General features: G+C 71.7%; 17 protein-coding genes. 8 read left to right on the top strand and 9 right to left on the bottom strand.

The window, feature by feature from the left end:
- Positions 1 to 51: 51 nt before the first annotated feature.
- Positions 52 to 2502 (top strand): SpoIIE family protein phosphatase, encoded by a 2451-nt coding sequence (locus ABZ845_RS09505; protein WP_360975329.1) that lies wholly within the window; start codon positions 52 to 54, stop codon positions 2500 to 2502.
- A gap of 76 nt (positions 2503 to 2578) precedes the next feature.
- Here the strand turns inward: ABZ845_RS09505 and ABZ845_RS09500 are convergent, their stop codons facing one another.
- Together ABZ845_RS09500 and ABZ845_RS09495 are read right to left on the bottom strand one after the other, a co-directional pair.
- On the bottom strand, positions 2579 to 4285 hold the full coding sequence (locus ABZ845_RS09500; RefSeq protein ID WP_360975326.1) for a ricin-type beta-trefoil lectin domain protein: 1707 nt from the start codon (positions 4283 to 4285) through the stop codon (positions 2579 to 2581).
- Positions 4286 to 4786: 501 nt separating this feature from the next.
- Positions 4787 to 5320, bottom strand: a complete 534-nt coding sequence (locus ABZ845_RS09495) for a flavoprotein (RefSeq protein WP_360975324.1) — start codon at positions 5318 to 5320, stop codon at positions 4787 to 4789.
- A gap of 257 nt (positions 5321 to 5577) precedes the next feature.
- On the opposite strand from ABZ845_RS09495, the gene ABZ845_RS09490 reads away from it, so the two are divergent.
- Together ABZ845_RS09490 and ABZ845_RS09485 are read left to right on the top strand one after the other, a co-directional pair.
- A complete protein-coding gene (locus tag ABZ845_RS09490; RefSeq protein WP_360975321.1) occupies positions 5578 to 6132 on the top strand; it encodes a TetR/AcrR family transcriptional regulator in 555 nt (184 codons plus the stop codon).
- Between the two features lie 88 nt (positions 6133 to 6220).
- Positions 6221 to 6355 carry a hypothetical protein gene (locus tag ABZ845_RS09485; RefSeq protein ID WP_360975318.1) on the top strand — a complete coding sequence of 45 codons (135 nt, stop codon included), beginning with the start codon at positions 6221 to 6223 and terminating at the stop codon, positions 6353 to 6355.
- A 46-nt stretch (positions 6356 to 6401) separates the two neighbouring features.
- On the opposite strand, the gene ABZ845_RS09480 is transcribed toward ABZ845_RS09485, so the two are convergent.
- Together ABZ845_RS09480 and ABZ845_RS09475 are read right to left on the bottom strand one after the other, a co-directional pair.
- Positions 6402 to 6623 (bottom strand): ferredoxin, encoded by a 222-nt coding sequence (locus tag ABZ845_RS09480; protein ID WP_360975777.1) that lies wholly within the window; start codon positions 6621 to 6623, stop codon positions 6402 to 6404.
- Positions 6624 to 6647: 24 nt separating this feature from the next.
- Positions 6648 to 7859, bottom strand: a complete 1212-nt coding sequence (locus tag ABZ845_RS09475; protein WP_360975315.1) for a cytochrome P450 — start codon at positions 7857 to 7859, stop codon at positions 6648 to 6650.
- Positions 7860 to 8211: 352 nt separating this feature from the next.
- Here ABZ845_RS09475 and ABZ845_RS09470 point away from each other — a divergent pair, with 352 nt between their 5' ends.
- Complete coding sequence (locus ABZ845_RS09470) at positions 8212 to 8844, top strand: LysE family transporter (protein WP_360975312.1); 633 nt, start codon at positions 8212 to 8214, stop codon at positions 8842 to 8844.
- 209 nt (positions 8845 to 9053) lie between these two features.
- Positions 9054 to 9500 carry a nitroreductase family deazaflavin-dependent oxidoreductase gene (locus ABZ845_RS09465; RefSeq protein WP_360975309.1) on the top strand — a complete coding sequence of 149 codons (447 nt, stop codon included), beginning with the start codon at positions 9054 to 9056 and terminating at the stop codon, positions 9498 to 9500.
- 111 nt (positions 9501 to 9611) lie between these two features.
- Here ABZ845_RS09465 and ABZ845_RS09460 read toward each other — a convergent pair whose 3' ends face one another.
- Positions 9612 to 11945, bottom strand: a complete 2334-nt coding sequence (locus ABZ845_RS09460; RefSeq protein WP_360975306.1) for a SpoIIE family protein phosphatase — start codon at positions 11943 to 11945, stop codon at positions 9612 to 9614.
- Between the two features lie 176 nt (positions 11946 to 12121).
- Here ABZ845_RS09460 and ABZ845_RS09455 point away from each other — a divergent pair, with 176 nt between their 5' ends.
- Entirely contained in the window at positions 12122 to 12550 is a 429-nt protein-coding gene (locus ABZ845_RS09455) for a DUF3291 domain-containing protein (protein ID WP_360975303.1), read from the top strand.
- 235 nt (positions 12551 to 12785) lie between these two features.
- Here ABZ845_RS09455 and ABZ845_RS09450 read toward each other — a convergent pair whose 3' ends face one another.
- The 4 genes from ABZ845_RS09450 to ABZ845_RS09435 form a co-directional block, all read right to left on the bottom strand.
- Positions 12786 to 13730, bottom strand: a complete 945-nt coding sequence (locus ABZ845_RS09450; RefSeq protein ID WP_360975774.1) for a cation diffusion facilitator family transporter — start codon at positions 13728 to 13730, stop codon at positions 12786 to 12788.
- A 194-nt stretch (positions 13731 to 13924) separates the two neighbouring features.
- Entirely contained in the window at positions 13925 to 14317 is a 393-nt protein-coding gene (locus ABZ845_RS09445; RefSeq protein WP_360975300.1) for a VOC family protein, read from the bottom strand.
- A gap of 125 nt (positions 14318 to 14442) precedes the next feature.
- Positions 14443 to 15942, bottom strand: a complete 1500-nt coding sequence (locus tag ABZ845_RS09440) for a hypothetical protein (RefSeq protein WP_360975297.1) — start codon at positions 15940 to 15942, stop codon at positions 14443 to 14445.
- A 152-nt stretch (positions 15943 to 16094) separates the two neighbouring features.
- Positions 16095 to 18281 carry a DUF1996 domain-containing protein gene (locus ABZ845_RS09435; RefSeq protein WP_360975294.1) on the bottom strand — a complete coding sequence of 729 codons (2187 nt, stop codon included), beginning with the start codon at positions 18279 to 18281 and terminating at the stop codon, positions 16095 to 16097.
- Between the two features lie 217 nt (positions 18282 to 18498).
- Between ABZ845_RS09435 and ABZ845_RS09430 the strand changes: the two genes are divergently transcribed.
- Complete coding sequence (locus ABZ845_RS09430) at positions 18499 to 19182, top strand: DUF4230 domain-containing protein (protein ID WP_360975291.1); 684 nt, start codon at positions 18499 to 18501, stop codon at positions 19180 to 19182.
- Positions 19183 to 19272: 90 nt separating this feature from the next.
- Positions 19273 to 19812, top strand: coding sequence for a VanZ family protein (locus tag ABZ845_RS09425; RefSeq protein ID WP_360975288.1), 540 nt, complete (start codon positions 19273 to 19275; stop codon positions 19810 to 19812).
- The last annotated feature ends 36 nt before the right edge of the window (positions 19813 to 19848 follow it).

Below are 19848 nucleotides of genomic sequence, written 5' to 3'. Positions count from 1 at the left end.
ACACGAGTGATGTGCTCGGTCACTGGGAGTGCGCACAAGGGAGTTGCGTCGATGAGCCCGGTCCATCCCTCCCGCTCCGGCGGTGCCGCCACGGCCCGGGCCGTCGTCGACGAAAGCGGCGTACTGGTCCAGTGGAACGAGCACGCCCGGCGGCTGCTGGGCTACGAGCCCGGAGAGGCCGAGGGCCGCCCCGCCGCCGAGCTGCTCGTCCCCGGGGAGGCTGTCCCCGCACCCGAAGAAGACTGCTTCCGCTGGAGCGGCACGGTGGGGCTGCGGCATCGTGACGGCCACGCCGTGCGGCTGTGGCTGCTGGCCCATCACCGGCCCGAGCACGGCGGTGAATGGCTGGTGGTCACCCCACTGGGCTCCTGTGCCTGCCCGGACCGCGAACCCCTGATGCGCAGCGCCCTGGAAGCGGCACCCTGCGCTCTCGCCGTCTACGACGAGGATCTCCGGCTGTGCGGCGTCAACGAGGCGATGACCGGGGTCCTCGGACTGCCCGAGGAGAACATCCGGGGCCTGCGGCCGTCGGAGCTCAGCGGGCGGCTGGAGGGCGAGGAGATCGAGCGTCAGGCGCAGGAGGTGCTGGACTGCGGACGGGGGCGTGACGTGCAGACGTACATGCGCTCGGGCGGAGAGGACCACGCGCATGCCTGGCTGGTGCGGCTGGCACCGCTCACCGACGGGGGCGGCCGGGTACGAGGGGTGTGCATGACCGCGCACGACTTCTCGGATCAGTATCTGGCCCGGGAGCGGTTGCAGCTGGTCAACGAGGCGAGTGTCCGCATCGGCACCGCCCTGGACGTCACGCGCACGGCACAGGAGCTGGCCGATGTGTGCGTGCCCGCGCTCGCCGACTTCGTCTCCGTCGATCTGCTGGACCCGCCCGCCGACGGCTCCGAGCCGGGCCCGGCCCCGGCCGCCGCGCCGGTCACACTGCGCCGGGCGGCCCACCAGTCGGTGACTCCCGGCTGCCCGGAGGCGCTGGTCGAGCCGGGGCAGGTCGGTGTCTACCCCGACGCCTCCCCGCAGGCGGACTCCCTGGTGACCGGCCGCACGATCGTCGCGGCCGACGCCGCGACCTCGCTCACAAAATGGCTCGACCGGGACCCGGCCCGCCGCTCCTGGGTCCATGAATTCGGCGTGCACTCCACGATGTCGGTGCCGATCATGGCCCGCGGCGGAACGTTCGGCGTGGCCGTGCTGACCCGCTTCAGGCGGCCGGACCCCTTCACCCCCGACGATGTACTGCTCGCCGAGGAGATCACGGCACGGGCCGCCGTCTGCATCGACAACGCCCGGCGCTTCTCGCGCGAACGCAGGACCGCGCTCGCCCTTCAGCGCAGCCTGCTGCCGCGCACGCTGCCCCGGACCGCCGCTCTGGACGCCGCCTCCCGCTATCTGCCCGCGGCCCGTGCCGGGGTGGGCGGCGACTGGTTCGATCTGATCCCGCTGTCCGGGATGCGGGTCGCGATGGTCGTCGGAGACGTGGTCGGCCGCGGCATCCAGGCGTCCGCGACGATGGGACGGCTGCGTACCGCGGTGCAGACGCTCGCCGACATCGACCTGGCGCCGGACGAACTGCTCACCCACCTCGACGATCTGGTCGTGCGGCTCTCCCAGGAGACCGGCCCCGATGGCGCGGTCGGCGAGGTGGGGGCCACCTGTCTGTACGTGGTCTACGACCCGGTCTCGCGCCGGTGTTCGCTCGCCCGGGCGGGTCATCCTGCGCCGGTCGTGATGCCGCCCGACGAGCCGCCCCGGGAGATCAAGCTGCCGAGCGGTCCACCGCTGGGCCTGGGCGGACTGCCCTTCGAATCGGCCGAGGTCGACCTGCCCGTGGGCACGGTGCTGGGCCTGTACACGGACGGGCTGGTCGAAGGCCGCGACCGTGACGCCGACGCGAGCCGCCGGCTGCTGTGTTCGGCTCTCGCGGCAGGCACCGCGGCCGCCACCACCCCGGACGCGGGACCGGTGGTGGATGTTGGGCAGACCGCGGGCGCGGCGCAGGTCACGGGCTCGCTCGACGATGCCTGCGACCGGATCCTGCAGGCCCTGCTTCCGCAGTGCGGCATCAACGACGACGTGGCGCTGCTGCTCGCCCGCACCCACGGACTGCCCGCCTCCCAGGTCGCGACCTGGGACATCTTCGCCGATCCCGCGCTGGTCGCGGCGATGCGCAGGCATGTGGTCGGGCAGCTCTCGGCCTGGAACCTGAACGACAGCGTGTTCACGGCCGAGCTGGTGGTGAGCGAGCTGGCCACCAACGCCATACGGTACGCCGATCCGCCGATCAGGCTCCGGCTGATCCATGACGCCACCACGCTGATCTGCGAGGTCTCCGACAGCAGCCACACCGCTCCGCATCTGCGCCGGGCCAGGGCCTACGACGAGGGCGGCCGGGGTCTGCTGCTGGTCTCCCAGCTCACCCAACGCTGGGGCAGCCGCCACACCGCCGAGGGGAAGACGATCTGGGCGGAGCTGAGCCTGCTGGACGAATGACGGCCGGGACGGCCAAAACCAGTGTCCCGCCGGCCCGGCCGGGGAGGCGGGCACGGCGTGGGTCCACGGCGGGCCCTCAGTCCGCCGCGTGCGCCCGCGGCGCGTTCGAGGCGTCCACGAACCAGCGCTGGGTGCCGTCCCCTGTACGCGGCTTGAGCACGAGTCCCGCGTCCTGGTCGGACGAGGCGGGGGTGAGGGCCAGATCCTGGTTCCAGCCCGGTATGAGGCTGCCCTGGCGGGTGAAGGCGTAGCGGACGTTCTTCCCGGAGGGCTCCGAACGCCCCGCGCAGGCCGCGAGCTGCACCGAGTAGCCGAGATGGGAGTCGAGGCACAGGTCCCGGGCGGCAGCGCTGCGCAGCAGTCCGTCGGCCGTGTAGGCCCACTGCTGGGTCGCGGACGAGTCGCAGGAGACCAGCACGGCCTCCGCGCCCGCGACCGCGTCCTTCCGGTCGAGGCCGACGCACAGTCCGCTCTCCTGGTTGCGCAGCCGGCCCTCGAAGGCGCCCGTGGGTACAACGGCGGCGGTGCCGACCCATGAGGGGGATTCGGCGCCACTGGTACTGCTCGGTCCGGGCGAGCCGGAGGGCTTGGCCGCGACCGCATCGGGCTGTCCTCCGGAACCGGACCATACGGCCAGGGGTACGACAACGAGCGCGCCGACCGCGGCAACGGCGAGCGCGAGCTGCCACGGCTGGGGCGAGCGGCCCGGAGCCCGGTGCCCGGCGGAGCAGCGCGTGGCGGGCTCCGCCGACTCGGCGCGTGCGAGCCGGCCGATTCCGCCGCCGGGTGCGTCCGGTGGCCCGTCGCCGAAGCCGCCGAAGGGCGCGGCTGCCTCCGGGGGCGCCGGGATCTTTGTGGCGGGGGGCGCCGGGCGGACATCGGCCGGGTCGATGAGCGGCTCCCCTCCGACCGGCCAGGGCGCGGGCGTCGGAGGAGCCTCGGACCGAGGCTCTGGCGCGCCCCTCGTGTCGAGGTATGCCTGCGCTCCCCAGCCGAGCACGCCCTCGGCGAGCAGGAGCGGCAACCGATGGCCGAAGCCCTCCAGCTGCTCGGCGGCGTTGTGACAGTGGGGGCAGCCGTCCATGTGACGGCGCAGGTCGAGGTCGATGAGGCCGCCGTCCCGCCGCAGGGAGACGTCCAGGAGGCGCGCATAGCGGCGGCAGTGCTCGTCGGGGGCGTACTCCCGATGGATGTCCAGGCAGGCCTCGCGCAGCATCGTGCGGGCCCGGGCCAGCCTCATGGCGGCGTCCCCGGGGTCGATTCCCAGCAGGGCCGCGGGGACGGCGATGTCCTCGCGCTCGACCTCGACGTGCCACAGCAGGCAGCGGGCCGGTTCGGACAACCGCTGGAAGGCCCGGGAGACGAGCCGCCTGTTCTCCGGCGGCAGCAGCCGGACCGCGGCGCGCTCCCTGGTACCCGGTCCGGACCGCAGGGCGGGATCCAGGAGTGCGTACCTGTGGTCGGTGTCCCATTCCCCGGCCAGCCGCCGGATGGCGACGAGCAGGTGAGGCCGCCAGGCGGCCGTCGGTCCGCCCTGCCGCGCGGAGTCCTCGAAGAGCCGGGTGAATGCGGCCGTGGTGAGCATTCCGGCGGGATGCGCGCCGTCCGTGAGCAGCCGGGCGTAGGAGTAGGCGGCCTCCCAGTGCCGGCCCAGCAGTTCACCGACCGGGTGGTGGACGGGCCTCTTCCCGGCGGCCTTCTTCAGCTCGGCGGCGAGCTGTTCGTCCGTGACGTCGTACAGGGGAACGGGGCCGGGGAAATCCTGCTGGACCCCATCTTTCACGTCCACGGTCCTCCAGAACCCCGGCTTTACGCGCTTCCCCTGGAAACGGCTCATTCGAAGGGAGGGCGAACGGCTACATCGGCGTGCGCAGCGGAAAATGCGACCCGCGGGCCGACGGAGACACTTTTGCACAGGTCGCCCGGACCGAACAAGGGACCCCCTGGTTTCCCCTTTCCCGTCGGGTGGACTCGAATTGACAATTTGTCAGTACGGTGGCGAGTTCCCACCGAGTGCGCTCGAATTGACAAAAAGTCAGTACCGTCGCGCGTTCAGTTAATTCCGGAGCCGTCCGGCTCCGGCGTCCCCCGCAATTCGCCTACGGGCACTTCGGTCGCTTCCGGCAGCGCGCCGGATCCGGGCCTCGGGGTGCGGGGTGCGGGGTGCGGGGGCGGACCGTCGCCGGTCCAGCGGGCGTCGCGCGGCGGAGCCGCATACCGGCAGGGCCCCGCGCCGCCTCAGGACGTCACGGAGCCGCGCCCGGCTTTGCCGGACCCGCTTGGTTCACGGGCGGGTTGCGACCAGGTCCAGGGCGCGCTCCCACCGGAACTCCGGGTGCGGGCCGTCCTCGTCCTCGTCACCGGCGTACGGGTCGCCGAACCGCACCCCCATGCCGCTCAGCCGCTCCAGGCTCGCCCGGTAGGCCGGGTGGGCGGCGAGTGCCTCGTTGACGCAGGGCAGGACGCCGACCGGCACCCCGCGGCCGTACGCCTCGCACAGGGTGCCGAGCGCGAGGGTGTCCGATATCCCGGCGGCCCATTTGTTGACGGTGTTGAAGGTGGCGGGGGCGACGACGACCGCGTCGGGGTCCGGGAAGGGCCGAGGGTCGCCGGGCGCCCGCCAGGCGGAACGGATGGGGCGGCCCGTCTGCGCCTCGACCGCGGCGACGTCGAAGAACCGGACAGCCGGCGGCGTGGCGATGACACCCACCTCCCAGCCGCGATCCTGCGCCGCCGTGATGAGCCTGCCCACATCGTGCGCGATGCCCGCGGCACAGACGACGGCGTACAGGAAGGGTTTCGGGGCGTCTTCGATCACGCGAGCACTCTAGGGTCTTTCGTTCGGATCAGGCCGGATCAGGGAGCGGGGTCTGGTGCCGTGCATCGCAAGGCGGAGGAGGGCGTCATGGCGAAGCCATGGCAACCGACGACAACGCGGCTGGGGGTACCCCTGCTCGAAGAGCTTGGGGGAACGGCACCAGGGGCCGCGACGACGGGCCGTACCTCGGCTTCCGCAGTACTGCTAGCGTGGAGAACGTCGGTTCTCACACCGGGGACGCCGAGGAGGGCCCGTACATGGACAGCGAACTCGCCCGCGAGCGGGCGCTGGACGCCGCGGAGCGGCTGTTCTACGGCCGCGGCATACAGACGGTCGGCATGGACGACATCCGCGGCGCGTCAGGGGTGTCGCTCAAGCGGCTCTACCAGCTCTTCCCGGCGAAGGAACAGCTGGTGGACGCCTATCTCGAACGGCGCGACGTGCGCTGGCGGCAGCGCCTGTCCGAGCATGTGGACCGGCACACGGACCCGCTGGAGCGGATCACCTCGGTCTTCGGCTGGCTGAGCGAGTGGTTTCGCGAGCCGGACTTCCGAGGCTGCGCGTGGATCAACGCGTACGGCGAACTCGGCGCCACCTCACCGCGCGTCGTGGCCCGGGTGCGCGCCCACAAGCAGGCGTTCAGGCAGTACCTGACCTCTCTGGTGACCGACGCGGGCCTGCCCCCGCCCCTCGCCGGCCAGCTGTTTCTGCTGGCCGAGGGTGCCATGGTGACCGCGGGCACAGAGGCCACCACGACACCCGGCGAGGAGGCTGCCCGCGCCGCCGGGCTGCTGCTGGCGGCCTACCGGTAGAGCGGGGCCGGTTCACGGCGGCCGGCCGGTTCGAGGAGATCGCGCCCGTGGTGGGCCGCACGGTGACTGTCGGCGGTTGTGGCGCCGGATGCCGCACGGCGGCCCGACACTGCGGCGCGGCCTCCTGATGGTGACGGTCGAGGACGGGAGGATCATCTCGTACGAGTTGATCGGAGAACCCGCACGACTGCGGGGGCTCGCTCTCGCCGTCCTCGACGGATGAGGTGACGCGCCGTCACCGTGGGGCCGAGGGCCGTCGTCGGCCCGGCTCAGTTTCCTTTCTCGGAGACCTCGGAGACGGTTTCGTGGACGGTGATGGCGCTCACCGGGCAGGCGCGCGCGGCCTCCCGGACCAGCGGGTCGCCGCCGCCGTCCTCCTTGCCGGGCAGCAGTTCGCTGAAGCCGTCGTCGTCCTGGGTGAAGACGCCGGGCGCGGTGAGGGCGCACTGGCCCGCACCGACGCAGACGTCCCTGTCGATGGTGATGGAGATGTCGCCGGTCATGGTCACAGCCTCTTACCAGGTCACGGGGAGTTCCAGCATCCCCTGGATCGTGTCGCCCGGTTTGAAGGGGATCTCCTCCGCCGGGGCCGCGAGCCGCAGACCCGGCAGACGCTCGAAGAGGGTGCTGAGCGCGATCTCCAGCTCGGCTCGGGCCAGGTTCTGGCCGAGGCACTGGTGGATGCCGAACCCGAAGGCGACGTGATGGCGGGCCGGGCGGTGCCAGTCCAGGTCGTCGGGTTCGGGGAAGGCGGTGGTGTCCCGGTTGATGACGGACGTGGAGAACAGCACGCCCTCGTCGGCCCGGATGGTGGTGCCCTCGATCTCGATGTCCTCGGTCGCCACCCGCACCAGCCCGTCCGCGATGGACAGGAAGCGCAGCAGTTCCTCGACCGCGGCGGACATCAGCTCCGGCGCGGACCGCAGTTCGGCCAGCTGCTCGGGGTGGCGGAGCAGGGTGAACGTACCGAGCGAGATCATGTTGGCCGTCGTCTCGTGTCCGGCGACCAGCAGGAGCGTCGCCATGGAGACCAGCTGCTCACGGTCCAGGTCGCCTTCGCGCAACTGCTCCTGGATCAGCTCGTCGAGCAGCCCGTCCCCCGGCTCGGCGCGCTTGCGGTCGATCAGCTCCCCGAGGTAGCCGTCCAGCCGTTCGCGGGCGTCCCGGGCGTCCTCAGCCGACGGGCCGCGCAGCAGCCTGCGGGACTGTTCCTCGAAGAATTCATGGTCGTCGTAGGGGACGCCGAGCAGTGAGCAGATCACCATCGACGGCAGTGGCAGCGCGAAGGCGCTCACCAGCTCCGCGGGCGGTCCCGCGGCCTCCATCGTCGCGAGCAGCTCCTCGACCGTCTCCTGGATGCGCGGGCGCAGCGCGGTGGCCCGCTTGAGGGTGAAGCTGGGGACCAGCATGCGCCGCTGGGTGTGGTGCTCGGGGTCGTCCACGCCGAGCAGGACGAGCTTGCGGCCGTCGCGGACGGCGGCGAAGCGCTTGTTGATCATCGGGAACGCGGCGCGGTTCCGGTCGGAGGACAGGCGCGGGTCGGCGAGCAGGGCACGGGCGGTGGTGTGCCCGGTGACCACCCAGACGTCGCGCCCGTCGTACAGGGTGACGCGGCTCAGGGGGCGCTTCTCGCGCAGGGTGTCGTAGGCGGTGGGCGGGTGGTAGGGGCAGGTGCGGTCCTGGGGGAAGGCGACGGGTTCTGTGGTCGTCGTACCGGATTTCTTCATCTGCGACCTCGCACGATCTATGGCCTCGCACGCGAAGATTCACTCTTGCCGATCTTCATTAGATGCCCGAGGCATCTACATGGCCACCTGAAGTTCGGACATATCCGCCGGATGCCGTATGTGGCCGAAGTCAGCCGTCTGCCGGGCGGGCCGTGCCGCCTCGAAGTGCCGGGGCGCCCTCATGCGCTCCCCTACCGGCCATGTTAATTCGATTGCCCGGGCGTCCCCCGGTGCTCCAGGATCTGCGCATGCCGACGTTCGATGCCCTTGTGCCGCTGTCCTCCGCCGCCGATTCCCCGGTGCGTGGCCGACAGCAGCCCTGCCGTCCGCGGAGGCTCTCGCTTCCCCGGTCATGACCGGCGCGCTGGTCGCAGGGCTCGTCGCGGGTTACGGCATCGCCGTGCCCGTCGGAGCCGTGGGGGCCTATCTCGTCTCCCTCACCGCCCGTACGTCCCTGCGTACCGGTGCGTGCGCCGCGCTCGGGGTCGCCACGGCCGACGGGGTCTACGCCCTGGTGGCGGCGATCGGCGGCACCGCGCTCGCCACCACGCTCCAGCCGGTCCTGGTCCCGCTGCGCTGGGCGTCCGCCCTGGTGCTGGCCGTCCTCGCCGTGCACGGAGCTCACACCGCCCTGCGTCGGCACCGCACGACGGAGACCGCCGGCGCGGCCCGCGCGGTGCCGCCCGGCCCCGCACGCGCCTATCTGGGACTGCTCGGAATCACCCTGCTCAACCCGACGACGGTGGTCTACTTCGCCGTGCTGGTGCTCGGCAGCCGCTCCGGTGACGCGGTGCGGCCGGTGGAACAGGGCTTGTTCGTCCTCGCGGCCTTCGCGGCATCCGCAAGCTGGCAGCTGACGCTCGCGGGGGGTGGTGCGCTGCTCGGCCGGGCGCTGACGGGTCGTCGCGGTCGGCTGGTGACCGCGTTCGTCTCCAGCACGGTGATGGCGGCTCTGGCGGTGCGGATGCTGGTGGCGCCGATGTGACGCAAACCGGCCGCCCTCGTCCCCGGTCTCGTGGCCGGTCCCTGGCTGGATTCGCAGGGGCGGCCGGGGCGCGGTGTGCGGTCGCGTGGCGCGGATGAAACCGTGGGCGGCTGGTGTTGAATCGTGCAACGCGTGGTTCCGGGGCGTGCGCCAGGGCACGGCGGACCACAGCCGTGTCAGCAGTCGTAGGCGATGAGGGGACGAAAGCCATGCCTCTTGAGGGCGAGTACGAACCCAGCCCGACGCAGTGGGTGCGCGAACAGGTCGAGTTGTACGAGAGTTCCGGTGGCACCCAGGGGACGACGCTCCTCGACACCGGGCTTCCGGTGATCATCCTGACGACACTGGGCGCGAAGAGCGGCAAGATCCGCAAGACCCCGCTGATGCGCGTGGAGCACGACGGCCGGTACGCGGTGGTGGCCTCGCAGGGCGGCGCGCCCAAGCACCCCGTCTGGTACCACAACGTCGCGTCGCATCCCACGGTGGAGCTCCAGGACGGGACCGACCGCCAGGAGATGACGGCGCGTGAGGTCACGGGCGAGGAGAAGGCCCAGTGGTGGGACCGGGCGGTCGCGGCGTTCCCGCCGTACGCCGAGTACCAGGAGAAGACCGATCGTGAGATCCCCGTCTTCGTACTGGAGCCGACCGGCGAGTGAGCCCGGCTCACCAGCGGGCCGCGCGACGTGTGCGCCGCGCGGCCCGTAGGTATGCGGGCGCGACCGGCCACGACGGCCCCGCGGTGATGAACGGGAACTCCGGCGGAGCACTTACGCGGGCAGCGGCTGTTCGGCCCAGATCGTCTTGCCCTCACTGGTCTGGCGGCTGCCCCAGCGCTGGGTGAGCTGGGCGACCAGCAGCAGCCCGCGGCCTCCCTCGTCGAAGGCGTGTGCCCGGCGCAGATGGGGTGAGGTGGAGCTGCCGTCGGAGACCTCGCAGATCAGCGAGCGGTCGCGGATGAGCCGTAGGTGGATGGGCGCTCCGCCGTAGCGGATCGCGTTGGTGACCAGCTCGCTGACCACGAGCTCGGTGACGAACGCGGCGTCTTCCAGGCCCCAGGCGGTCAGCTGCTCGATGGCCTGCTGTCGGGCTGCGGCCACGCAGGACGGGTTCGGCGGGACGTCCCAGGTGGCGACCTGATCGGTGCCCAGGGCCCGGGTCCGGGCCAGCAGCAGCGCGACGTCGTCGCCTGGTTCGTCGGACAGCACCGACTTCACGACCTTGTCGCACAGGTCGTCCAGGGAGCCGCGGGCGGTCTCCATCGCGTGGCACAGTTCGCAGGCGCCGTGGTCGGGGTCGCGGTCGCGGCCCTCGATCAGGCCGTTCGTGTACAGGGCGATCAGCGAGCTTTCGGGCAGCTCGAGCTCCGTCTCCTCGAAGGGCAGGCCGCCGACGCCGAGCGGTGGGCCCGCGGACATGGTGACGAGCCGGGCGCTTCCTCCGGGCGTCAGGACACATGGCGGTGGATGGCCCGCGGCGGCCAGGGCCAGTCGGCGCGAGATGGGGTCGTAGACCGCGTAGAGGCAGGTCGCTCCGAGTTCCCCGACCTCCTCGCCGCTCTCCCCCGCCAGATGCGTGACAAGGTCGTCGAGATGGGTGAGCAGTTCGTCGGGCGGCAGGTCGACATCGGCGAGGGTGCGTACGGCGGTCCGCAGCCGGCCCATGGTGGCCGAGGAGCGGATGCCGTGCCCGACCACATCGCCCACGACGAGGGCGACCCGGCCGCCGGACAGCGGGATCACGTCGAACCAGTCGCCGCCGATGCCCGCCATCGATCCGGAGGGCAGGTAGCGGTGCGCGACATCGAGCGCCGCCTGCTCGGCAAGGCTCCGGGGCAGCAGACTGTGCTGCAGGGCCAGCGCGGTGGACCGCTCGCGTGCGAAACGGCGGGCGTTGTCGACGCAGACGGCCGCCCGGCTCACCAGTTCCTCGGCGAGGACGGCGTCGTCGGCGGCGTACGGGTCAGGGTTGGCGATCCGCACGAACACCGCCACGCCCAGGGTGGTGCCGCGGGCCATCAGCGGCACGGTCACCAGCGAGTGTGCGCCCCTGCGGTACCCCGCGTCCCCGACGCCCCGGGAGTTGCGCTCCTGGAGCCAGCGGTCGAAGTCCGCCTCGCCTGCGCGGCGGAGCACGGCCCGCCCCTCCCGCAGCGCCCGCACCGGCGGGGAGTAGGGCGGGTAGCTGTCGGTGTCGCCGAGCCGGACGGCCGCCTCGGGGGTGCCCTCGTGGACCGAGCGGTGGGCGATCCGGTGCAGGACCGGCTCGTCGAGGACCTCCTTGGGCGGTTCGTCCCTGTCGAGAACCCAGTCGAGCAGATCCACGCTGGCGAAGTCGGCGAAGCGGGGGATGACCACCTCCAGCAGTTCCTCCGCCGTGTGCGGCACGTCCAGGGTCGTGCCGATCACGGTCGCGGCCTCGTTCAGCAGGACCAGACGCTGGCGCGACCAGTGCTGCTCGCTGTTGTCCACGGCGGCGAAGGCGATGGCGGTCACCTCGCCCGGGGCGGTGTGCACCGGCCACATGTCGATGGTCCAGGCGTGCTCCCGGCGGTCCGAGGGGGCCCGGCTGTAGCTCTCGTAGTGCACTGGCAGCCCGGTCTCGGCGACCTGGGAGAGGTGGTGGTGGAAACGCCGGTCGGAGGCGTCGCCCTCGACGCCGGTGCCCGGATAGTGCTGTCCTGCGAGGCTGGCCGCGTCGACCCGGAGGATCTCGCCGGCCCTGTCGTTGGCCCTCAGATAGCGCAGTCCGGTGTCGAACACGGACATCGCGACCGGCGCCTGCTGGAAGGCGCGGGCCACCAGGACGGCGTCCGCCGTCTCGGGCGCGGTGGTCACCACGAAGCCCAGAGGAGTGCCGTCCGGGCCCATCACGGGATGCGCGGTCAGGCACACCGGCACCGTGTGTCCGTCGCGGTGCCGCACCATGACCGTGCCGGTGAGCGCGGTCAACGCCGGAGCCATCATGTCCTCGGCGATCAGGTCCTGCGCCGCGCGGCCCACCACCTCCTCGGCCGGGTATCCCGTCAACTCCTGGGCACCCGCGCTCCATCCCGTCACCGTGCCCCGGGCATCGACGATCGCCGCAGCGGCGACTTGCTCCATATGCTCCAGAATGATCCCTCGGATGCGTTGCCTCAACCGGGCCGGGCGCAAGGCGGCCTGGGAATCGGCCGCCGAGCCGTCCGGTTCGGCCCTGGCTATTGGATAGCTCCACTGCCTAAGATGGATAGCGGAGATATCCAAGGTTGCCCAACTCCCTGCCGGAAGAAGGCCGCACCATGCCCACGCTCCCCTGGACCACCGTCAGCACCCCCGCGTCGAATGCCCACGCCTTCGTGATGGCCTCCCGCCTCCAGGCCCGCTCGCTCTTCGACGTTCCCCGGTTCTTCCTGCGGTCGCTCGCCGCCTGGAAGCAGGTCAGGAACGCGCCGGGAGCGTACGGCGCCTCACTCGTCGCCCAGCCCCTCAAGCGCACGTTCTGGACCCTCTCGGCCTGGGAGGACCGGCAGGCGCTGTACACCTACGCGCGGGCCGAACCGCACCGGTCTGTCATGAACGGCCTCCGGTCCGCGACGGACCACTCCATCTTCACGTTCTGGCAGGTCCCGGCCGCGGACCTGCCGATCAGCTGGGCGGACGCCCGCCGCCGGCTGGCCGAACAGGAGCTCGCCGACGCCCGCTCGGCGAGCGGTACGGCGACGGGATGAGTACGAACCGGGCGGGACGCCCCCGTCCGCAGGGGGTAGGCGCTCGGCTTTCCCGGTGCCGCGGCCGTTGCGCCGCCCCCCGGCGTGCGGTGTCCGGCCCGGTCCGTGCTCGATCCGGAGGACGACCTCCGCGGCTCGGTGCGCTGTGGCGCGTAGAGCCGGGACGGGGCGGCGAGTAGAGCCGGAGTGCGGGAAACCGGTGTGCATGATCCGTCCGCGACCGGGCAGCCGTCCGTCAGGTCCCGCCGCGTTCCCCCGGCGCGGCGGGGCCCTGCTCTTCACCATGGCGGCGACGGGCCGCCGCCCAGGTGGGGGCGTCAGTGATGTCGAGGAAGATCTGGTGGGCCTGCGGGACGGTGCTCGCGACGGAGCGCTTGATCCGTATCGCGGCCTCCTCGACCTCCTCGCTGTCCAGGCCCGGAACCAGATCGACACGGGCGGCCACCAGATACGAGTCGAGGCCGAGTTCCATGGTGAGCAACTGCTCCACACTGTCGATCTCCGGCTGCTCCTCCAGCAGCACACTGATGCGGTGGCTCATCGCCGGATCGGCGGCTTTGCCGATCAGCTGGTCGCGGGCGTCGCGGCCGAGAACGTAGGCGACGCAGACGAGAAGCGCGCCGATGGCCAGCGAGGCGGACGCCTCCCACGCCACGTTCCCGGTGACCATGTGCAGCACCATGCCGACGATCGCGAGGACCACTCCGAGCACCGCCGCGCCGTCCTCCGCGACGACCGTGCGCAGCGCAGGGTCGCGCAGGATCTCGGCCGCGGTGCCCTGCTGCCCGTGCACCTGGTGGAGGGCGCGCAGCAGGGACGTGCCCTCCGACGCGAGTGCCACCGCGAGCACGGCGAGACCCACCGCATAGCCTCTGTGCGACTCCTGCGCTCCGCCCCGCAGCGCCTCGGCGCCCTGGAAGAAGGAGAAGCAGCCGCCCATCACGAAGATGCCGACGGCCGCGAGCAGCGACCAGAAGTACCGCTCCCTGCCGTAGCCGAAGGGGTGGCGCCGGTCGGGCGGCCGACGGCTGCGCCGCAGCGCGGCCAGCAGAAAGACCTCGTTCAGGGTGTCCGCCACCGAGTGCGCCGCCTCCGACAGCAGTGCGGGCGAGCCTGAGACAAGACCGCCGACGGCCTTGGCTACGGCGATCAGCACATTCGCTCCGAGCGCCACGAGCACCGTGACACGCGTCTTGCGGTCGGGGGGCCTGGGTCCGTGTTCCGGCTCGGGGCCCGGCCGGGAGGCGTCCGCGGGCCCGCTGTTCTCCGCCGTGCCGTCCAGCCGCTCCGCGTCGGAGGATGTCCTGCTCACCCCGCCCGACTGCCCCGGAGGGCGCGTCTCACACGGTGCTGAGCCCGGAAAGCCGGTCGGTCTCAGCCCCGCTTCGGCGCGATGGCCGGGGTGCGGAGCAGGGTGAAGGAGTGCCCGGCGGGGTCGGCGCACCCGCGTTCCTCGAACGGCCCCGGCGCGTCCTTCGCCTCCAGCGGTCGCCCGCCCAGCGCGACCACCCTGCGCTCGGCCGCGTCGAGATCCTCGACCACGAAGTCCAGATGGACCTGGAGGGAGTTCTCGGGGCGCGGCCAGCTCGGCGGGGTGGCGTTCGCGTCCCGCCGGAACGCCATCCGCATCCCGTCGGCGCCGCGTATCTCCACCCGGTTCGCGCTCGCGTCGGTTTCCTCGGCGTCGAGCAGTTCCCGGTAGAACGCGGCGAGTTTCTCGGGCTCGGCACAGTCCAGGACCACGAGGCCCGCCACCACCAGTGCCATGTTTCCTCCGTACGGGTTCCGGGGCGGGCGGTGCCCCGCCCGCATACGCTCCCCGGGTATCCCGGTCTCCCGGATCCAGTCGGCCACAAGCCACTCGCCGCGGTCGTGGGAATGCGCGGGGCCGCTCAGGCGCGCCGCAGCATGCGGTTGGCCCCGGCCGCGGCGGTGGTGGCGAGGAGCCAGCCCAGGCAGACGAGGACCACGGACGCCCACTGCAGGAGCCCTCGGGAGGCGAACGCCTGTTCCTGCCCGAAGTCCACGAGGGGCAACAGGAGGTCGAAGGTGTAGATGGCCGGCTGGAAGTGCGGCGACTTGCCCGGATCTATGGGCTGCGGCGGCCACGTGCTGAAGAGCAGGGTGCCGCTGATCATGATGGCGACGAGCCACCACACGGCCCGCAGGGGCTGATAGCCGTAGCCGACGGTGATGTCCTGCAGACCGCTCCACACCCTGCCCGGCCAGGCGAGCGTGCCGCGCAGACGGCGCTGCTTGGCGAGCAGGACGGTCCGGGCGTCGGTGTCCCGGCCGTGCTGCCGGTAGACGGCCGCCAGTTGTTCGTACGGCTGCGGGGTGAAGCCCTCGGGGTCGCGGGCGAGCAGCGGAAGCCTTTCCGCGGCGGGGAGTTGGGGCAGCAGGCTGTCGTAGACGACCCCTTCGAGGCGCAGGGCGCGCGGCCAGCGCTCGGGAGTTCCGCGCAGGACGGTGACACGGGTGTGGCTGAGGTCGACTGTGCCGCTCACCGGCAGGCGGGTGCCGAGGTGGAGTTCGGAGGCGGTGGTGCGTCGGCAGGTCAGGGCGGGCTGCCCGGCCGGAACGTCGATGACGGCGTCCTCGAAGGAGATCCGGCTGCGCACGGTGATGTTGCTCAGGGCGATCCTGCCGTGCGCGGTGAAGCCGCCGCAGCAGTTGAACTCGGCGCCCACATCGATGCCGTGGGCGCGCAGCGCCGGTCCGTGCTCGCGGCTGAGCGTCGCGCCGTCGAAGAGCGCGCCGCCGCCGAGCCGGGCGTCGCACAGGTCCACCGCGCCCTCGGTCACCAGTCCGCCCCGGCAGTCCAGGTCCCCTCCCACGCGCAGCCGGTTCCCCTGGAGCGCCGTGCCCCCCGGCTCGCGGATCGTGCTTCCCCGCAGGACGACGCTGCCGTGCACGGACGCGCCCCGGAGATCGGCACGGCCGTCCAGTTCGCTGTCCTCCAGGTGCAGGGTGCCACCGATGCCCGCTCCGGACAGGTCCAGGGGCCCGGTCAGGCGGCAGCGGATCATCTCCCACTTCCAGCCGGTCGTCACGCCCGCCGCGGACACTCCGGGCAGTTCGCAGTCGCGCAGCTCCAGCGCGCCGAGTGACGCTCCGTCCAGGTGCGGGGCCTGTTCGAACCGGCAGTTCCTGAACCTGGGCGTTCCCTCGACCACCGCCTCCGCGAGGTCGAGGCGGCCGGTGACGCGGACGTCCTCCAGGCGCAGCCGGGCCAGGTGTCCGGGCTCCGCGCGGGGCGGCGCGAGCAGCAGCCGCCGGATCGCCACGGCCCGGATCTCGCCCCCTCCCGCGTACCACTCGCCGCGGCGATAGGCCGCCCACATCCCCAGCTCGCTCTGTCTCCACCCGGCCGGCGCGAGGCTGCCCGACACATCAACTCCCCCTGTGGCAACGGCAAAACGCTGCAACGTTACCCGGCCGGTGGGCGTGGACGTCAGTGGGCAGCCCCCGAACCAGGACGAGGCGACGCGAACCGTGTGGGCGGTTCGCGTCGCCTCGGCGTGTGGACGTCAGCGTGTGTTCGTCAGACGGAACGGCGTCCGATCCGGCGCAGGAGCAGCAGCCCCATGCCCAGGAGCACCGCGCCGATCGCGGCCGGCCACAGGTGCGCGCCGGTCTCGGCGAGTCCCCCGGTCGACGCCTGCGGCTCGGTCTGCACCGGGGTGGACGAGCTGCCGCCACCGGCGACCGCCTGTGACGCGCTCGGCGCCGCAGTGGACGGGGCCGCGGCCTCGCCTGCCGGCGAGGACTGGCCCGAACCGGCCGCCGGACCGCCGTCGTTGCCGTTGCCGTTGTCCGTGGCGCTCTCCGGCGCGGCGGACGCCCCGCCATGGCCGGACTTGGGCGAGGAGGCGGCGTTGGGGGTGGAGGCGGCCTTCGGCGTGGCACCGCCGTTGCCGCTCCCGTTGCCATGGTGCGAACCCGGGCCCGACGTCGCGCTGTCCGGGGCGTTGGTCACGACCGTGCCGGGGGTACCGGCAGGGGGCTGTGCGGTCTGGTCACCACCGGAGCCGCTGACACCGCCGTTGCCAGTGCTGCCGCCGTTGGCCGCGCTGCCGCCGTTCCCGGTGCCGGTACCCGTGCCGGTGCCGGTACCCGTGCCGGTGCCGTTGCCAGTGCTGCCGCCGTTGCCCGCGCTGCCGCCGCTCCCGGTGCCGGTGCCGGAACCACTGCCGCCACCGGTGCCGCCACCGTTGTCACCGCCACCACCGCACTGACGGCCGGTGTTGATGCAGTCGACCACCTGGTTCATCAGGTCGTCGGTCATGACGTTGATGAAGTCGTCGTGGTCGGTGATCGGCTTGTGCAGCTGCTCCGGGAAGCCGTCCACCGCGTACGGGTTCTTGATCTGGCCGTTCTCGAGGGCCGGCTGCGGAACGTCGTACACGAGCCGCATGGTCAGCTGCGGGATGGCCTTGAAGCCGTTCTGGCAGTTGCCGTTCGGGGCGGCGAAGGCCACATGCGTGCGGTGGTTGGCGCTGTCGATGTTCTGGCCGTCCCAGCAGCTCTGGAAGGCGAACGACCGCACCACCTGGCTGCCTTGTGGGCAGATCGGGTACTTGTCCGTGAGCTGGACCTTGTCCTCGAAACCGGTGCAGCTCCAGTGCGCGTTGGCGTTGCCGGGGCCGTTGGTGAAGGCCTTGGCGTCACCGGTGATGATCCGCAGGAACCGCGGCATCGCGACGACCTTGCCGGTGGGGCTGCCCACGAACTTGATCTCGGCCTGCTTGGCGACGAGGATCCGGCCGATGTTGCCTTCCTTGCCGCCGCCGTCCGCGTTCTGGTCGAAGTCCTGCGTACCGTCCTGCACGCGCAGCACCGGCCAGTAGTACGACGACTTGTCGCCCTGGTTCTCGCAGCTCGTCTGCGCCGCGGCGAAGGTGTCGTTGGTGGCGAAGGCGTCGTTGGACTGGTTGCCCACGTAGTCGTGGAGGTGGTGCGCGCCGTTGGTCACGCCGGGCGCCACGATCACGTTGTCCGTGTTGTGCTTGCCGTTCGCGTTCACACCGCACTTGGTGACGAACCCGCCGGTCGACGCGTCCGCCTGCTGCTGGGGCTTGCTGACGTTCGGCTGCGCGGTCGTGATGTCCACGAAGTCCGAGGCGACGGGGCCACTGGCCGCCGCCTGGCCGCCGTTGCCCTGCTGCTGGCCGCTGCTTTGGCCACCGCTGTTCTGCTGACCGCCGTCACCGGGCGCGCTCGTCGCGGTCTGGCCACCCGCTCCCGGCTGCGCCTGGTCGGCGGGCATCCCGGTGCAGGGGGCGAGGCTGTTCATGTCGCCCGGCGCGGTCGAACCCGCCTGCTGATAGTCGGTCTTGATGCGGTCGATCACGGCAGAACGCTTGTCCTTGAGCGGCCCGAGGATCGAGTTCTGCACATAGCCCGTGTCGTTCGTCTGGGCGTCACGCGTCGAGGCCAGCCGGCCGTACGCGTCGGTGATCTGCTGGTCGAGCAGAGCGAGTTCCTTGTCGACGTCCGGCTTCGCCTGCTGCGGCACCGCGGTCAGCCGGCTGCCCACGTCGGGGCAGTTGATCGTGGCGGTCGCCGACTTCACCTGATCACCGTCGTTCGACGAACCGCCCCAGCCGCCCTCGGCCGCCGAAGCGTAGACGTTCGCCGCCACCAGGCCGCCCCCGCCCAGTATCAGCGCGACCGCTCCGAAGGTCGCGCGCCGCGCGCCTGTTGGGCGTCTGCGCGAATTGCGTCTCAAGGGAGTACTCCTCCACGTCCTGGCCGTCAACGGCAGATGAATCCCACTCCCTGTACGCAGCGGGGCACTGCCGTGTTCAAACGCCTCACGGATTCACAGTGACCTCATGTGCCGACCGGGCCGCGACGCCCCTCCACAAGCGTGCGTATTCCGTCAACTTGGCGTTCCGAACAGGAAGATGGCGGGCAGCCGGGGTAATGAAGGGAGGGCAGTCGACATGACGACTTCCACGAAGCCGGAACCTTCACGGACGACCGCCGAACGGCGGACACCCGGCTGGATCAAGGTGGTCATCGCCCTGGTCGTGGTCCTCGCCGTGCTGTTCGCCGGACTGCGGCTGAGCGTGCTGCCGGGGCTGCGCGACCTGTTCGGGGAGCAGACTCACGACCGGTCGGGACCGGCGCTCCTGCGGTCCATCCAGGACATGAGCCGCTACGAGGCCGCCTCGGGCAACTTCCAGGTGGTGGTGGACCTGGAGAAGGACTCCGAGTACCTTCCCTCGGCGATCCGCGGCACCCGCACCCTGTACGTGGGCGCGGGCACGGTCGACGCCTATGTCGACCTCGGGAAGGTGGGCACACGGGACGTGACGGTCGACGGTGACCGCACGTCTGCCACGCTCCGGCTCCCCCACGCCGCACTGGGCAAGCCCGCCCTCGACCCAGACCGCTCGTACGCGGTGTCCAAGCAACGGGGTCTGCTGGACCGCATCGGCGACCTGTTCTCGGACAACCCCGACAGCGAACGCGCGGTGCAGCAACTGGCGGTCCGGCACATCGGAGACGCCGCCAAGGAGAGCGGACTGACCACCCGCGCCGAGGCGAACACCACCAGCATGCTCGAGGGACTTCTCAAGTCCCTCGGTTTCAAGGACGTGAAGGTGTCCTATGGCGCCGCCTGAGCCCCAAGGGGCGCCCGGCGCACCGGAGTCGGAGCCGGTGCCGCGGGTATCCGCTGTTGTCCATGGCCATGGTGAAACCGGGAGGACGGGATGGCACGCACGGCGCTGAGCGCCCGCATCACGAAGACCGGCCGCTGGCGAAGCGCGGCGGCCGCGGCAGGAGAGCGACGCCCGCTGCCGCTTCCCGTCCGGCTGGTCGTCATGGCTCTCGCTTTCGCCGCGATGGTGGCGTTCGCCGTGGCACTGGCCCGGATGACGCTGGCGCCGTCGCCCGCCTCCCAGGCTCTGGTCCACAGCAATCTGCGTCCGGGCCGCTCCCTGCGGGCCTACCTGGATCAGCCCGCCACCCGGGACGCGGTCAAGCAGATCGGCGGGAACATCCTGCTCGGCGTTCCCTTCGGCATCCTGTTGCCGGTTCTCGCGCCGAGGACCCGGCGCTTTCTGCGCGTGGGCTTCGTCACCGCGACAGTGATGCTGGCTGTCGAACTGGTCCAGGGTGCGCTGATCACCGGGCGGGCCTTCGACATCGACGACGTCATCCTCAACACCGCGGGCGCGCTGCTCGGTTACGTCCTGCTGGGTCGTCGGCTCGGGCGTGCCGTGCACGCGCGCAAGCCTCGTACGGACTGAACCTAGACGACTCGGCACGCGTCGGACCGCCCTCGC

Origin of the sequence: Streptomyces sp. NPDC047022 (genome assembly GCF_040644155.1) — a bacterium.
GTDB lineage: Bacteria > Actinomycetota > Actinomycetes > Streptomycetales > Streptomycetaceae > Streptomyces.
This window is presented reverse-complemented; position numbering and strand designations above follow the sequence as displayed.